General features: G+C 58.5%; 9 protein-coding genes and 1 tRNA gene. 7 read left to right on the top strand and 3 right to left on the bottom strand.

Annotation, left to right across the window (positions count from 1 at the left end; all coding sequences use genetic code 11):
* Window positions 1-275: 275 nt before the first annotated feature.
* The 3 genes from ETAA8_RS33565 (at window position 276) to eboE (ending at window position 5,688) form a co-directional block, all read left to right on the top strand.
* The gene (locus ETAA8_RS33565; RefSeq protein WP_145099642.1) at window positions 276-2,858 is read left to right on the top strand and encodes a DUF1553 domain-containing protein; all 2,583 of its coding nucleotides are present in this window, start codon (window positions 276-278) and stop codon (window positions 2,856-2,858) included.
* 4 nt (window positions 2,859-2,862) lie between these two features.
* The gene (locus tag ETAA8_RS33570) at window positions 2,863-4,353 is read left to right on the top strand and encodes a DUF1501 domain-containing protein (RefSeq protein ID WP_145099647.1); all 1,491 of its coding nucleotides are present in this window, start codon (window positions 2,863-2,865) and stop codon (window positions 4,351-4,353) included.
* Between the two features lie 123 nt (window positions 4,354-4,476).
* A complete protein-coding gene (gene eboE / locus ETAA8_RS33575) occupies window positions 4,477-5,688 on the top strand; it encodes a metabolite traffic protein EboE (RefSeq protein WP_145099650.1) in 1,212 nt (403 codons plus the stop codon).
* A 25-nt stretch (window positions 5,689-5,713) separates the two neighbouring features.
* Here the strand turns inward: eboE and ETAA8_RS33580 are convergent, their stop codons facing one another.
* The gene (locus ETAA8_RS33580) at window positions 5,714-7,084 is read right to left on the bottom strand and encodes a Gfo/Idh/MocA family protein (RefSeq protein WP_145099653.1); all 1,371 of its coding nucleotides are present in this window, start codon (window positions 7,082-7,084) and stop codon (window positions 5,714-5,716) included.
* 390 nt (window positions 7,085-7,474) lie between these two features.
* Between ETAA8_RS33580 and ftsH the strand changes: the two genes are divergently transcribed.
* Entirely contained in the window at window positions 7,475-9,469 is a 1,995-nt protein-coding gene (gene ftsH, locus ETAA8_RS33585) for an ATP-dependent zinc metalloprotease FtsH (RefSeq protein ID WP_145099656.1), read from the top strand.
* Between the two features lie 605 nt (window positions 9,470-10,074).
* On the opposite strand, the gene ETAA8_RS33590 is transcribed toward ftsH, so the two are convergent.
* On the bottom strand, window positions 10,075-10,509 hold the full coding sequence (locus ETAA8_RS33590; protein WP_145099659.1) for a response regulator: 435 nt from the start codon (window positions 10,507-10,509) through the stop codon (window positions 10,075-10,077).
* Between the two features lie 345 nt (window positions 10,510-10,854).
* On the opposite strand from ETAA8_RS33590, the gene ETAA8_RS33595 reads away from it, so the two are divergent.
* Entirely contained in the window at window positions 10,855-11,907 is a 1,053-nt protein-coding gene (locus ETAA8_RS33595) for a hypothetical protein (RefSeq protein ID WP_145099662.1), read from the top strand.
* Between the two features lie 129 nt (window positions 11,908-12,036).
* Window positions 12,037-15,165, top strand: a complete 3,129-nt coding sequence (locus ETAA8_RS33600) for a YCF48-related protein (protein ID WP_145099665.1) — start codon at window positions 12,037-12,039, stop codon at window positions 15,163-15,165.
* 54 nt (window positions 15,166-15,219) lie between these two features.
* Here the strand turns inward: ETAA8_RS33600 and ETAA8_RS33605 are convergent.
* Window positions 15,220-15,291 (bottom strand) — tRNA-Gly (locus ETAA8_RS33605).
* Window positions 15,292-15,430: 139 nt separating this feature from the next.
* Between ETAA8_RS33605 and ETAA8_RS33610 the strand changes: the two genes are divergently transcribed.
* Entirely contained in the window at window positions 15,431-16,207 is a 777-nt protein-coding gene (locus ETAA8_RS33610) for a response regulator transcription factor (RefSeq protein ID WP_145099667.1), read from the top strand.
* Window positions 16,208-16,557: the final 350 nt, after the last annotated feature.

Below are 16,557 nucleotides of genomic sequence, written 5' to 3' on the forward strand. Positions count from 1 at the left end.
CTGAATTTGGGTAGGGACACTTCCCGACGAAGAGCTTCGTTTTGCCGAACCTACTTAATCTCGACGGTAGAGATTGCCTGGGATGCTTGCCTGACTCGACCGCATGCTAACTCATGACCAGACTGGACAATCCAATCAGTCCACTACCTACAAGTCGTTTTATTTGACCCCTCCGGCGGGGCGAGTTCTAATGAGGTGGTTCGCGACCTAGCCCGCCTGAATCGCGCCCACCTTTCCCCCGCTTGGCCATTTCGGTCCCTCTGAGGTATTTGCTTATGCCTAGGTTCGTTTGGCAAGCAGCAAGCAGCTTGGCTCTGTTGGCTACGGTCGTCGTTGCCTGGGTGGAATCTGTAGCGGCGAAAGAGCCTGAGCTCCCCGCGGCGGTCGCGCGGCCGGTCGACTTCGTCGACGATGTGCTCCCGGTGCTTCAGAAGCATTGCTTCTCGTGTCACGGTGCCGACGAACAAGAGAGCGGCCTGCGGCTGGATCTAAAGAAGTCGGCGTTGGCCGGCGGCGATAGCGGGGCAGTGATCGTGCCAGGCAAAAGTGCCGAGAGCCGACTTATACAGCTTGTTGCAGGCTTGGATGGCGAACTGATGCCCCCGGCCGATAAGGGCGAGCGACTAACCGCGGCTCAGGTTTCGCTGCTGCGAGGCTGGATCGATCAGGGGGCGAAGTGGCCCGATCAATCGTTGGCGCAGTTACAGGCCGCGCGACATTGGTCTCTGCAGCCGATCAAAGCGATCGCTCCACCAACGGTGGCCAACGCGAATCGCTTGCAACAGCCCATCGATGCGTTTGTGCTGGCGCGGTTAGCAAAAGAAAAGCTCGAGCCTTCGCCGCTGACCGATCGCGCTACACTGATTCGCCGCCTGTCGCTCGACCTGCAAGGCTTGCCGCCGACCCCGGACGAAGTCGACGCGTTCGTGAACGATGCGCGACCCGATGCAACCGAGCATCTCGTCGATCGACTTCTCGCCTCGCCCCGCTATGGTGAACGTTGGGGCCGCCACTGGCTCGACCAGGCGCGCTACGCCGACAGCGACGGCTACGAAAAAGATCGTCCGCGGCCGTTTGCCTATCGCTATCGCGATTGGGTCATTGCCGCGCTTAATGCCGACATGCCCTTCGACCAGTTCACCGTCGAACAGCTGGCCGGCGACCTGCTCCCCGGTGCGACGACAGAGCAGAAAATTGCGACCGGCTTGCATCGCAATACGCTGCACAACACCGAAGGTGGGATCGATCCCGAGGAAGACCGCGTGAAGAAAACGGTCGATCGCACAAACACGCTCGGCGCGGTTTGGCTGGGACTCACGTTGGGTTGTGCGCAGTGCCATTCGCACAAGTACGACCCCATTTCGCAGCGCGAGTATTTTGCCCTGTATGCCGTGTTCAACAGCATCACCGAGCACGACCTGGAAGCGCCGACCGCTGACGAGGCAACTAAGTTGGCAGCCTCGCGCGAGCAGCATACGAAAGAAACGGAATCCCTCAAGGCTGCCCTCACTGCCTATGAAACGAACATTCATCCCGGCGTCATGGCGTCGTGGGAAGAATCGATCCGCACCGCTGAAAAGCCACCCGCGGGCGTTCCGCCAAAGTTTGTGAAGACGATCAAGAAGCCAGCGGAAGAACGGACGCCAGCGGAAGTGAAAGAACTAACGCAGCATCATCGGCTGCTTGATCCTGAATGGGCCAAGTTGAATAAGGCGCTCACCGATCATCAGGCGAAGATGCCAAAGCTCCCTCCGGAACGAATGGCCCAAACGGTGGTCGAAATGCCGAAGCCGCGCGAGACTCGCTTGCATCTGCGGGGCGATTTTTTGAGTCCCGGCGATGTTGTCGCCGCCGGCACGCCTGAGATTCTTCCGCAATTAGCTTTGGAAAAGTCACAACAACTGAATCGCCTGGAACTGGCGAAGTGGGTTACGTCGGATCAAAATCCGCTCACCGCGCGAGTGACCGCCAATCGCGTTTGGCAGCAGTTGTTCGGCCGCGGCATTGTGGCCACCAGCGATGACTTTGGTCGCCAAGGCGATAAGCCCACGCATCCGCAACTGCTCGATTGGCTGGCCGATGATTTTCGCCGCCGGGACTGGAGCCTGAAGCAACTGCAGCGCCGCATTGTCACTTCGTCCACCTATCAACAGTCGTCGGCCGTCCGCAGCGACTTGCGCACCGTTGATCCGGACAATGAACTTCTCGCCCGCCAAATCCGCAAGCGCGTCGAAGCGGAGATTCTGCGCGATGTTTCCCTCTCGGCCGCCGGCCTGCTGTGCGAAAAGATCGGCGGCCCCAGTGTGCGACCGCCGCAGCCTGCCGATTATGCGAACCTGACCTATGCTGGCAGTGCCAAGTGGGTCGAAAGCAAAGGTGGCGACCGGTATCGTCGCGGCTTCTATACCTTCTTCCAACGTACCTCGCCCTATCCGATGCTCAGCACATTCGATGCGCCGGATGCGACCGAATGTACCGTTCGGCGGCAAACGAGCAACACGCCGATTCAGTCCCTCACGCTCTGGAACGATCTCGTTTTCTTCGAAGCGGCCCAACAGCTGGCTCGCCGCGTTGTGACCGAAGTCCCCACGGGCATGAACGCCGAGCAAGTGACTCGGGCCCGGGCTTCGCAGGCCATGCGGCATTGCCTCGGTCGCACTCCCAGTCAGGAAGAAGTCGACGAAGTGGTTTCGCTCTTTCAAGATCAACTCCGCCTGGCCGACAACAATGCAGCTGCCGCCCAGGCTGCTGTTGGCCCCGGAACATCGCCGGATGGTGTAACTCGCGGTGAATTGGCCGCATGGGTCAATGTCAGCCGGACGCTAATGAACCTCGACGAATTTGTGACGCGGGAGTAAAGACATGGATCCTCAAGAAGCCGCCTTTCTGTCCGCCCGTCGCAAGTTCATGACCTCGACTGCTTCGGGGCTTGGGCTCGCTGCGCTCACTTCTTTATTGCAGCGCGATGGCTTGCTCGCGGCGGAAGGAGAAAAACCGGACGAAGTGAATCCCCTCGCACCGAAGCAGCCTCATCACGCACCCAAAGCGAAGAGTTGCATCTTTATCCTGCCAGAAGGAGCGCCGAGTCATCTCGACCTATTCGATCAAAAACCAAAGCTGCAAGAATTGCACGGCCAGCAGTTGCCTGCTTCGCTGACCGAAAAAGTCCGCTTTGCTTTCATTAAGAAAGAGACAGCCGTTCTGTGGGGCAGTCGGCGCAAGTTCACCAAGCATGGCAACTGTGGGATGGAGCTGTCTGACTTTCTGCCGCACCTGGGTAAATGTGCGGATGATATTCAGCTGATTCGTTCGATGCACACCGATGCCTTTAATCATCACCCGGCACAACTCATGCTGATGAGTGGTGTGCCGCGCTTTGGTCGGCCGAGCATAGGTTCGTGGCTCACGTATGGCCTCGGTAGCGAGAGTGAAAACCTGCCCGGGTATGTGGTGCTGACCGCCGGTCGCGGCGGCAGTGGTGGTGTCTCGAACTGGTCGAGTGGATTTCTGCCGTCTACCTATCAGGGTGTGCTTTTCCGCGGTCAAGGCGATCCTGTACTCAACCTGGGCAATCCGCCGGGCATTACGCGCGAGATGCAGGACCGCGGACTCGAATCGCTGGGCAATCTCAACCGTCGGCATCTACAAGAGGTGCACGATCCCGAGATTGAAAGCCGCATCGCCAGTTATGAGTTGGCGTTCCGCATGCAATCTGCCGCGCCAGAACTAGTGGACTTAAGTCAAGAAACGCAGGCGACCCTCGATCGCTACGGTTGCGATCGCCCAGAGCCCTCGAAGACCAACTATCGCGGCGGCGGCCCCAATGTCTACAAGACGTTCGCCCGCAATTGCCTGCTCGCCCGTCGGTTGGTTGAACGAGGTGTGCGCTTCGTCACGCTGGTGCATGCGTCGTGGGATCATCACAGCAATCTCGATGAAGAATTGGGCTACAACGCGGGCATGGCCGATCAGCCCCTTGCCGCGCTGGTGCAAGATCTGAAAGAGCGCGGACTGCTCGACAGTACGCTGCTGGTTTTTGCCGGCGAGTTCGGTCGCACACCGCTGGCCGAGAATCGCGGCGGCAAATTACCCGAGAAAGTCGGCCGCGATCACCATCCCAGCGCGTTTAGCGTGTGGTTGACCGGCGGTGGCTTCAAGCCAGGGCTCACTTATGGTGCGACGGACGACATCGGCTGGTCGGTCGTCGAAAATCCCGTTCATATCAACGATTTTCACGCTACGATTTTGCATCAATTCGGCTTCGACCATCGCAAGCTGGCGCTCCCCTTCAAGGGGCTCAACGTTCGCCTTACCGATCAAGGGGGCAAGGTCGTGAAGGACTTGTTGAGTTAGAATGTCGGACTAGGAATGAAGGGTGGAAGCGATGAAGGGATGAAGAGAACAAACCGTCTTTGATCTTCCAGCTTCGTCCCTTCATCGCTTTCTCCCCCTCAACCCTTCCTCAAGGTTCCCGCGATGGATTTGCCGGTTCTCGGTTATTGCACGAACGTTCATGCCGGCGCGAGCTTGCAACAGACCCGCGACAATTTGCAGCGGCACGCGGTGCAGGTGAAGCGGCTCTTCTCGCCGAACGAGCCGATGGGCATTGGCCTCTGGCTATCGGCCGTTAGCGCGCGGGAACTCGTGCAAACGCGGCAAGTGGAATCATTCGCCGGCTGGTTGCAAGACGAGGGACTGCTGCCGTACACATTTAACGGCTTTCCTTACGGCGACTTTCATCAGCAGGTCGTCAAGCATCGCGTTTATGAGCCTACCTGGTGGGAGCCTGCGCGGCTCGAATACACGCTGCAACTCGTCGAAATCCTGCATGCCTTATTGCCCCCTGGCGAGGAAGGGAGCATTTCGACGTTGCCGATTGCCTGGGGACTGCCATGCCCGGATCGCGATCAAACCTTGCAGGCGGCCAATCAACTCCGGCAGTTGGCTCAGTCGCTGCACGCGCTTGAGGAGCGAACCGGCCGCCTGATTTATTTGTGCATTGAACCGGAGCCGGGCTGCGTGTTTTCGCTGGCCGACGACGCGATTCATTTCTTCGAATGGCAACTGTTTCGTGATGACGATGCCAACATCGTGCGCCGGCACATTCGACTGTGTCACGACGTCTGCCATGCAGCCGTCATGTTCGAAGATCAGGCTGATGTCCTCAAACGCTACTCAGAAGCCGGAATTGAGATCGGCAAGATTCAAGTCTCCGCTGCGCTGCGGATGAATCTCGATTTACTCGAGCGCCCGTCGTCACAGACGATTCACGAACATCTCATGCAAGTAGCCAGCTTTAACGAGCCGCGGTACTTGCACCAAACTTCGGTTCGCCGCCCCGATGCCGAAGGCTACATCGAGGAGATCTTCTACGAGGATCTGCACCTCGCCTTAGCTGCCGAGCGAGAACTGATTGCAACCAACATCGCCGCAGGTCGCCGCTGCGGCGAATGGCGGGTTCACTTTCACGTACCCATTTATCAACAAGAACTGGGACTTCTCTCTTCCACCCAAGAGCAAATCGCCCAGTGCCTTGCCGCGGCTCCCAAATACTCCAATTGCCGGCACTACGAAGTCGAGACTTACGCCTGGACCGTGCTCCCTCCGGAACTTCGTCCAACCGAACTAGCGACAGGTATTGCCGAAGAACTGAAGTGGTTTAAGGAGTTGTGGAAGGGGCAGAACTAGACAACCTTGCGGCTCAATCTGATCCCTACGCATCTGCCGGATGTTTCCACGGCGCCCGATAAGGCCGCTGGAGGAGCTTGTTGGCAGCGTCGTCGTTGACCACGAGTTGCCTCCCGGCGTCCCAAGTGAGAGACCGGCCGAGTTGCATAGAGTGGTTGGCAAGGATGCAGGCGGCAGTGGTGATATGCCCTTGTTCGATATCGCTAACGGGCTTGCCGCGCGATTCAATATTGGCGAGGAAGTCTTTCATGTGCCCACGAATGGCAGGGGCCACGTGCTTCTCGAGGTCCTTCTCGGTTTTGTCTTCCGGGAATTCTTCGAGTTCCATTTTCACATCGGCATGCACCGGCTGGCCACCGCCCATCGGTGTGAAATCGTAACTGTTCACGCTGGCTTTGAGCGTGCCTTTGTCGCCGTAAAATGTCGCGCCCCAGGGATACTTGGGATCGGGGGGCGCGCCCCAAGAACGATGCTGCCAGACAACTTGCAGATTGCCGAAATCGAACGTGGCTTGCTGCGTATCGCTGATGTTCGCCTTGCTCGCTTTATCGACGAGAATGCCGCCAGCTGAACCAATTCGCTGCGGCCAGCCCAGGTCGAGCATCCAGCGAACCATATCAAGCATGTGGATGCACATGTCGCCGACAATGCCGTTGCCATACTCGTTGAACGCGCGCCACCTGCGGGGATGGACCAGCGAGTTGTACGGCCGCATGGAAGCCGGGCCGGTCCACATTTCGTAATCGAGATTGTCTGGGGGCGACGAATCGGGCGGATTGTCCTTCGCCCGCATGTGGTAGTAACAGTAGATTTCGACAAGCGCAATTTTGCCGAGCTTTCCTTCGTTGATGATACGATCGCGAGCTTCAATCAAGTGCGGCGTGCTGCGACGCTGCGTTCCGACTTGCACAACCCGCTTGTGCTTGCGTGCCGCGGCGACCATCGCCTGACCTTCGGCAATGTCCAAGCTGATCGGCTTTTGCACCCAAACATCGGCCCCCGCTTCGCAAGCGGCAATCATCGGCAGCGCGTGCCAATGATCGGGTGTGTCGACTAGCACGATGTCGACGTCTTTCTCCTTGAGCAGTTCGCGATAATCGCCATAGGTCCGCGGCTTCTTCTTCGAGACCTGCCTGGCGGCTACTTCATCGGCACAAGCGGCGACCATGTTCTTGTCGACGTCGCACAGCGATACGACTTCGACTGGCGATACTTGCAGCAGCCGATATAAGTCGCACTTGCCGTACCAGCCGCAACCGATCAAGGCCACGCGCTTCGGCCTATTGCCGGCAGCAGCAAATGCCTGAGCGTGCAGGTTTGTCAGGGTCACGCCGGCCGCTGAGGCAGCCAGGCTATTCGCGAGAAACCGTCGCCGATTGGTTCTGGGGGAGGTCATGGAGAGTGCCTTGCATTCAGTGAAGAGGAGTGTCGAGCAACCGACGGGAACCTTTCGCCTACTGTACCGAGCGAAAATGCGCTAGGCGAGTATGGAGGTCGGTCGCAAGCTGCAGGGGCAAATCCACCGAAAAACTGTCTAGTGCTGGCAGTTGTCGAGCGTAGACCTGTCGAATTGGCCTTTTCCCCGCAGTGGACCGGTCGGCGCTGGGCAGGAAGCGCTTCAGCAGCCATGCGGGATGCACAAACTGGCCCGGCCAGCTAGAATGCAGGGAAATTGTCTGCCTGCTGGCCACGATCTCGCGGCGGTTGCGGAAACCGCTCGAAGTCGCTCGCTGAGCGATCCTGCCGCGAAAGTCTGCCAGCTAAAGCCTCTGAGGATGGGTGCTCGATGGAGAAGTATGAAAACGATGAGGGTGACGGCGAGAATCGCCGGGCAGCACCTCGCGCTGCGGGCCTTGGCATTGTGATGCTACTGGGCATCCTGTTGATGGTGGGGACAATGTTCTTCATCCAGCAGGATCGCGATGTCACCCAAATCCCGCTCAGCTTTTTCGAAGAGCAGCTGGAAGCCAAAAACATTCAAGCGGTGACGATTGGCCAAACCACCGCCAGCGGCTTCTTCAAAGCAAAGCCGCCCCTGCCGCCGCGACTGAACGCCAAGGGCGAATTGGAACCGCAGAAAGATTCAAAAACCGGCAAGCCGCTACAAAGTTCGATCAAGTTCACGGTGAATCTTGATCCCGCGCGCAAAACCAACCCCGCGTTTGAAGAGCTGCTGCGGCGGAGCGGGGCAATCGTCGAGAACGCGCCGTATAGCGACCCGTCGGTGTCGCTGTTTGTAGTCACAATCGTTGTCTCCATCGGTCTATTCTTCCTGGTTTTGTGGTTCATGCGGCGGTCGCAGGCCCAAATGATGGGGGGCGGCTTCTTCTCCGGCTTCGGTCGCAGCCCGGCCAAGCGCTACGAAGCTTCGCGCCAGGCCGTTACGTTTAAAGATGTGGCCGGTGTCGAAGGCGTGAAAGCCGACCTGCAGGAAATCGTCGAGTTTTTGAAGACACCCAAAAAGTTTCAGCGCCTGGGTGGCCGCGTGCCGAAGGGCGTATTGCTCAATGGTCCACCCGGCACCGGCAAGACATTGCTGGCGCGGGCAGTGGCTGGCGAAGCGGGCGTGCCGTTCTACTCGGTCAACGGCAGCGAATTCATTCAGATGTTCGTGGGCGTGGGTGCCAGTCGCGTGCGCGATCTGTTTAAGAACGCGAAAGAGAATTCACCCGCCATCATCTTCATCGACGAAATCGACGCTGTCGGTCGTCAGCGCGGTGCTGGTCTCGGTGGCGGTCACGACGAACGAGAACAAACGCTCAACCAAATTTTGAGCGAGATGGACGGCTTCAATCAGACCGACTTCGTCATTGTCATGGGCGCTACCAATCGCCCCGACGTACTCGACCCAGCCCTGCTTCGTCCCGGTCGTTTCGACCGTCACGTTACCGTTGGCAAACCCACGCAACGCGCGCGTGTCGAGATATTCAAGGTGCACACCCGCGACGTTCCGCTGGGCGACGATGTCGACCTGAACGTGCTCGCCTCGCTGACCATTGGCCTGACCGGTGCCGATATCCGCAACATCGTCAACGAAGCGGCACTGTGGGCCGCCCGCTACGACAAAAACAAGGTCGAAATGGCAGATTTCGACTACGCCCGCGATAAGACCCTCATCGGGCCCAAGCGTGAGGAAGTACTGCAAGCCAAAGAAAAGGAAAAGACCGCCTATCACGAGGCGGGGCACACCATCCTGGCCTGGGTTCTTCCCGGTGCGAACCGCGTGCATAAAGTGACTATCGTCCCGCGCGGCATGACGCTCGGTACCACGCAAATGCTCCCCTCCGAAGATCGCATGAGCATGGCCGAAAGCGAACTGCGCGATCAACTGGTCGTGTTACTCGCCGGCCGCGCTGCCGAAATGCTGATCTACGGCGAAGGGACCATCGGTGCCCAGAACGATCTGGAACGCGCCACAGCCATCGCGCGGCACATGGTCACCAGCTGGGGCATGAGCGAGCAGATGGGGCCCGTCAGCTTTAAGATGAGTGATGACGATCCGTTCCTCGGTCGCGAGATCCATCAGCAGCGCCAATTCAGCGAAGCAACGATGGAGCGAATCGACGAAGAAATCGGTCGCATTCTGCGCGAAGCGGCCGATCGCGCAAACAAGGTTCTTTCGGACAATCGCGAGAAACTCGAACAGTTAACGCGCCGCTTGATTGAGAAGGAAGAACTTGACGACGAAGACATCACGCTCGTCCTCGGTCCCTCGATTCAATCCCGCAGCGGCAGCCCGGAGCGGGGCGAACCGGCGGAAGTTCCCCGGTCAGCGACTTGAGCCTGGGGCCGCAATTTGGAAGTTAGGAGCTGTGGTTCTCCCAACTTCGGACTTCTCGTTCGAAGACGCGCTCGACGTCTTACAGTGCGCCTGATAGTAGGGGGCGCAGTGCCAAGGTTTATCAACACCCCCTTTTGCGCACATCACCTGCAAGCCGTTCCGTGGCAACGAATTGCGTCCAATTTTGCAATCGCGAATTCATCCTCTTTGTTGAAAAACGGTAACTCTTGACGCTGGTATCGCCAGTCATCATTTCGTGGTTAGAGTGGGTCGAATCGCGCTATCGGCTTTCCGATTTCGCAGGAAACTCGATTGCCACAGCCGAGACCACCGACGAGAAATTGGCCGCACCCTGCTTTCGCCCTTGCGAACGGTTACGAAAAAGACTCGACGGCGCAGCTTTTCGCCGCTGGGTGAATTCCCATTCATGCCAAGTAACGGTTCCTCGCGGCGGCGAGACCTTTTCTCCCACTGCGCACGCGCGCTTCTTCCACCAGGTTGCCAAAGTAGCTGGATAGATTATTGACAAATGATTTCCATTTGTCAATCAAATAAACAGTACATGTTGACAAGTTTTTGGGTCAAGTGATCGATCTCACTCGAATCTAGGTCTTCGCGGGCATTTGCCAGGTCGCGCGAACCACTTGCTGCCAACGGCTGGCGCGGTCGCAGGCTTGTTCGATAACGTGCACGAGATCGCGCCGTTCAAGTGGCTTGAGCAAGTAATCGGTCGCCCCACATTCAATGGCGGCGGAGATGTAGTCCCAGGTGGAATGGGCCGTCATGAAAATGACTTGTGTCCAGCTGTTCCGTTGCTTGGCGTAGTGCAGCATTTCCAAGCCATTGACGCTGGGCATTTGAATATCGGAGAGGAGGATATCGCAACTCGTCGAATCGATCGATTCTTGCGCGAGCCGCGCATTGTTAAACGCTCGCACCACGACTCGGGCGCTAAAATCAGCCAGGTAGCGTTCGGCCAGTCGTGTGATCGCAGCATCGTCGTCAACCAACACCAGGTTCAACTTGCGGCTAAGTGGCATGTTTGACTTTCTTGATCGCTATTCACGAAGGTGTAACCGGCGGGTACTCACACCTTCGTGTGTCTCGCGCTTGTTTTTTGCTACGCAAGCGCGCGCAGCCTTCCAACCGTAGCACGCACCTACAAACATGCGACTCGAAACGCGCACGAATCGTCGCAACACGTTTCGCAGTATTCACTTGCGGAAATCCGCAATCGATCATTCTGCAGCCAACTCTTCGCCAACAGGTTGAGCGGTTACCAGTTCCGGACCGTGCCTAATGAAACGATTTGCCGCCGCCGTTCATACCCAGACGTTCGTTACATTGATTGCAGGATGCTGATTCTTTACCTCGGAGAGCCTCACATGCCCGCCCAGACTCTCGCGCGATTCGTCCTTGCTATGGCGGTCGTTCTGTCGCCCGCGGCTTTGGGCGCTGAGGGGGATTTGCAAGATTCGGTGCTGGGAAAATTGGCGACTCAGTTGCAGCCTGGTCGGTGGGAGGAACTGCAGACCGAGAACTGGAATACCGAAGTTTTTAAAGCACCCCAGCCAAGCAAAGGTCTCGACTTAATGGGCTGGACCGACGATGCCCACTGGGATCCGAAAACGGGGCAACTGCTGTTCATGGGTCTGCGGCAGACACGGCAGTTCATCGCCTATCATGCGCCCTCAAACCGCTGGCGAGTGATTCCGCTCCCTGCAGATCACTTGGCCGCTGGCAGCCCACCGCAGCTGAGCAAGTTCGGGCATATCTACTCGCGCAATGCCCACGATGCTGAGCGCGGTCACTTTTATCACATGGATCACAACGCCGGTGGAGGCATCTATCGCTTCGATCTGACGACGGAAAAGTGGACGAAACTTCCGGAGGGAGGTTCGTACTTGATGACGGGCGTGATCGAATTTTTCCCCCCCCAGAACTGGCTGGTGAATCTGGGTGAAAAGCGGGACGGTCTTCGAGTCTTCGATGTTGAGCTCCAAAAGTGGCAGAATCTCGGTCCGATCAACGTGCATGGCTATCACAGCTTGGGGCGACACAATCCGCTGCGGCACGAAGTGCTGTTCGCCGGGGGGAATGAATCGAAACGCGCGCTAACGCGGCTCACCAAGGCGGGCAAGCTGGAAAATTTGAAGGAGTTTCCTGAGGACCTAAATATCCGTTTCGATAAACTGACCGTCGATCCGCTGTCGGGAAAATACTTAATACTGCGGACGAACGAAAAGCGCCTGCTCGAATACGATAGCGATTCGCAGCAGACGCGGCTTGTTGACGATTTCACCACCACGCCTTGGCCCTTCGGCCGCTACGATCAGCCCATTGCCACGTTTGTGCCGGAGCTGGGAATCACCATTTGGCCGGCAAATTCCAAGATGCAACTCTACAAGCATGCCGCGAAGCCCGCAGCTGCCGAGTAAGCACCTATGCGGTGCTAGCCATGCTTGCCGCCAGACCGGGCAATTCAGCTAGGCCCCTTTTGGCAAACCAGTTACAATCGCCTCGCGCGGCAGCAAGGCGGCTGCCGGTGCCCACAAGAAGGGGGCCGCATGTTGGCAAGGAAGGGATACCTGGCGACTCGACGAGCGCGATTCTGCGCGCTGGTAGCACTCTGCGCACTGTTGATCCCCAGCCTGACCATCGCCGCCGATGCAGTGGCCGATGCCTTTCTCTCCGACGCCGAATTGACGAGTGTTTGCTTTGCCAATGCCGACCGGGGCTGGGCCGTCGGCGATCGCGGTACCATCTGGCAAACCCGCGATGGCGGTCGCACTTGGAAGTTGCAACCTTCGCCCGTTCCCTGCCGCTGGGAAGCGGTTCAATTTCTCGACGAGACAACCGGCTTCATCGTTGGTGCCAGTACACAGCCGCACTCGCACCTGACGAAGGCTGTGATGTTGAAAACTCGCGATGGCGGCAACAGTTGGAGCCTGGTGCGAACCGATCTGCTGCCCGGTCTGCGTGGCGTGAAGTTCTTTGACGGCAACAACGGCTGGGTCTGGGGCGATTCGTCGTCGCTTTACCCGAGCGGCGTTTTTCGCACGAACGACGGCGGCCAAAGCTGGACACCAGTCACCAAGGGCACAACCACCAGTTGGATCGCCGGCGACTTTCGCGATCAACGAACCGGCGCTGTCGTCGGACTCACTGGGGAACTAGGACTCGTCGCGGGAGTAGAAATCCGCCCGACGCGGACCAGTGATCTCGGCCTCCGTTACTTACGACGCATGCAATTCACTGCCGGCCTCGGCGGCTGGTTGATTGGCGATGGCGGCCTCGTGCTGGCAACCAAGGATAGCGGCTTCACCTGGACGACATCCCCTGGTGAACTGCCGGCGGGCCATTCGCAGTTCGATTTTCGAGCGCTGGCCATTCATGGTTCGCACTGCTGGATTGCGGGTTCGCCGGGAACTGCCGTTTTTCATTCGGCCGACAACGGTCAAACCTGGCGCGAATATTCCACAGGACAGTTCGCACCGCTCCATTCGCTCACGTTCATCGACGAAAATCGCGGCTGGGCCGTCGGCTCGTTCGGCACCATTTTGCACACTCGCGACGGCGGCAAGAGCTGGCGGCCGCAACACAGCGGCGGAACGCGCGCGGCAATGTTGGCAGTCTTCAGCCAGCCCGAACGAATTCCCTGGGAAGTAATCGCTTCGAGCGGAGGGAACGACGGCTATCTAACCGTCTGCGAAATCATCGGCCGGCAAGACCGCGATGGACAATCCGCCGCTAGTGCTACGGTGCCTCGCCGGACGCACGAAGCGGTTGTTGCCGTTGGTGGTTCAGCGGCCAATACTTCCTGGCAGTTTCCGCTTCGTTCGAACGGCAGCACGCAAACGACCGCTTCGGTTCTCGCGTATTGGAATGAGTTCAGCGACGGTCGCGCAGCGCGACTGGCTACCGAGCACCTCGTGCGCCGAATCCGCACGTGGCGCCCCGAAGTGATCGTGACTGAAGACGTCAGTCCGCGCGGCGATGATCCACTCGGGCACGTGACGAATCAACTCGTCTTGTCGGCTGTGCAACTTGCCGCCGATGCCACCTTCGCCTCCGAGCAGATCAGCCATGCTGGGCTGCAAGCGTGGAAGGTGAAGAAGGTCTACAGCGTGCAAACCAACAGCCGCTCGGGGGTGATTACCCTTTCGCCCGCGCAGTGGGCGCCGCGGTTGGGCGGCTCGATTGGCGAGCAAGCGCAGCGAGGGAGCAGTTTGATTCATTCCGACTACGAGCGCGGGCCGTCGCAGATTGGGCTCTCGTTGCTTGTCGATAACTTGCCGCAACAGACGGGGCGGCGCGATCTGTTCAGTGGCATTTCGCTGATTCCCGGCGGCGATGCCCGCCGCGAACTGCCCGAAGTCGTGCAGGACAATCTCGAAACGCTCAGTCGCGCGGCCCAAAAACGACACAACGTCCAGCAGTTGCTCTCGCAGGCCGATCAGAACGATCCCGCCAGCGTCGGTTGGTTGGGCCAGGCCGAGGATTTGACCAAAGGACTCTCGAAGCAGAGTGGCGGCGAGGTTCTCTTTCAGCTGGCACAGAAATATCAGCAGTCGGGCCGCACGCAGTCGGCCCTCGATGCCCTGCAGTTGCTGCTCGATAAGTATCCGCAACATCCCCTAGCCGATCGGGCTGCGGTCATGTTGCTGCAGCATGCCGTGAGCGGCGAAGTGGCCTGGCGCGAGCGGAAGAGTACGAATTTCGAAGTGAAACTGACCACGGCCACTACAGCGCTGGAAGATCCCGACCAGCAACCGGTGATCAAAGCCGGCGCACCATTGCCGCGAGCACTTGGTCCGCTGATCTCGCGGGCCACCGGCGACTCGCAACAGACGACCGCTGCACCGCAGGTCTCCGGTGACGAACGTTCCGCGCGAGCAATCGCAATTGGCAAACAGCTTGAGCAATCGCGTCCGGCGCTGCAGGCCGAACCCAGTGTGCGCTTTCCGCTGGCGGTGGCTCATCGTCTGGCTGGTAACGATCGCCAGGCGGAGCGACTGATTGATCCATTTACCAACTTGGGTGAGCAGAACCCCTGGGCGCAAGCGGTGGCGGCGGAACATTGGCGCCGGCACACCAACGGACTGCCACCCAAAAAGCTCCTCACGTGCGTGACCGCAGCTGGTCCTCCGCAACTCGACGGCCGGCTCGACGATCCGCTCTGGCGAACTGCCAAGCCCATCACGCTCCGCACAGCGGCACAAACTGACGAAGCCTGGCCGGCAGCGGTTGTCGCCGCCTGGGACAGAGAGTTTCTCTACCTGGCCATGAGCTGTGCGAAAGCGCCAGGCGTGAAGTACGCGACCGATGATCGTCCTCGTCCGCGCGACAGCGACCTGGCACCCCACGACCACGTGCAGATTTATCTCGATATCGACCGCGACTATGCAACCAGCTACCAGTTGTCAGTCGACAGCCGCGGCTTCACGGCCGAATCGTGCGTCGGCGATTCCACTTGGAACCCGAGTTGGTTCGTCGCCGCAGCTGGCGACGAGCGTTACTGGACCGCGGAAATCGCCATTCCTTGGCGCGAACTCTGCTCCGCAACACCGCAGCCCAAAGATCTGTGGGCTGTTGGCATCCAGCGCCTCGTACCTGGCCAACCAGTTCAGTCGTTCACTCACCCAGCCACCGCCAAGGTCCGCCCCGAAGGCTTCGGCCTGTGGTTGTTTGAGTAATTCAAAGAAAAAGACCCCGCGAAATCTAGTTTCAGCAGGGTCTTTGAATTGAAGAGCGAGTGATGGGGATCGAACCCACGACAGGTACGTTGGGAACGTACTACTCTACCACTGAGTTACACTCGCCTGAATGGTTTCGCAGCGGCAATTATGCCACGCCGATGGCTTTCCTGCAACGAACGGCGGCGAAGAACTCTGCACGCGTAGGGACGTTAGTGTAAAACAGCAAGGAGCGAATTCCTTCCTCTCTGAGTTGTAACCCTGCATGTCTGCTTCGAAACACATTCTGGTCGTCGAAGACGAACGCCATCTGGCGGTGGGGATCAAGTTCAATCTGGAGGCCGAGGGCTTTCAAGTGACGACGGTCGGCGATGGACCGTCGGCGTTACGGGTAATCGACGAAGGGGAAAACGATTTCGACCTGATCGTGCTCGATCTGATGCTGCCCGGCATGAGCGGCTACGCGGTGTGCGAAACCATTCGCAGCTCGGGGAACGATGTCCCCATTTTGATTCTGAGTGCGCGCACATTGACCGAAGATCGCACCCGGGGCTTCAATGTCGGCGCCAGCCAATACCTGACGAAGCCATTCGATCTGGACGAGTTGCTCAGCCGCGTGAAGAACCTGCTGACGCATTTTCCCCGGCGGCGTTTCACCGAACGGGTGATGCCGACCAAGATCACGTCGTTCGAGTTCAGCAACGCCAAGATCGACTTTCCGCGGTTTCATTTGCAAATCGACGGGAAGGAAGTGCAACTCACCAAGCGGGAGTGGGAACTGCTCCATTACTTTGTCGAGCACGAAGGGCGGCTGATTCCGCGACAAGAGCTGCTGCAAAATGTCTGGCAAATGCCGGGGCATATCCAAACGCGGGCCGTCGACCAGTTCATCCTGCGGCTGCGAAAGATCTTCGAGAAGGAAGATGCCCCGCCGCGACACTTTCTCACCGTGCGCGATATGGGCTACCGCTTTGTGAAACAGCCGGATGAGAGCGCGACAGAGGGCGAGGGAGAGAATGGAATCGAAGCGGAACGCACTTGATGTGCAGCTGAGTGAACAAGTTATCCACAAATGGATTCGCACTTACCTATGCAAACAGTTCCCGCAATTCGGGTAGAGACTTGCCAGGCATTCGCAGTTGTCTAAGCGTAGCTAGCGGCGGAATAAACCCCGAATTTGGCCCAGATTAACTACGCGGATTCTTTTCTTTGCGCTTACCCGTAACATTCGGCCCTAGTCGTGCCATTCTCATTCGGCCCGTGGAATTGCCCTGAACGGCCATTGCCTGGCTGGTCGAGAAAAGTTTGACATCAGCCTGCATTTATGGTTATGATCCGCTGGACTGCCCGCCCGCACGTCAGGTGTGCGTGCCCTACCTGCCTCGGGGAAGA

It is taken from the genome of Anatilimnocola aggregata (genome assembly GCF_007747655.1).
Classification (GTDB): Bacteria; Planctomycetota; Planctomycetia; order Pirellulales; family Pirellulaceae; genus Anatilimnocola; species Anatilimnocola aggregata.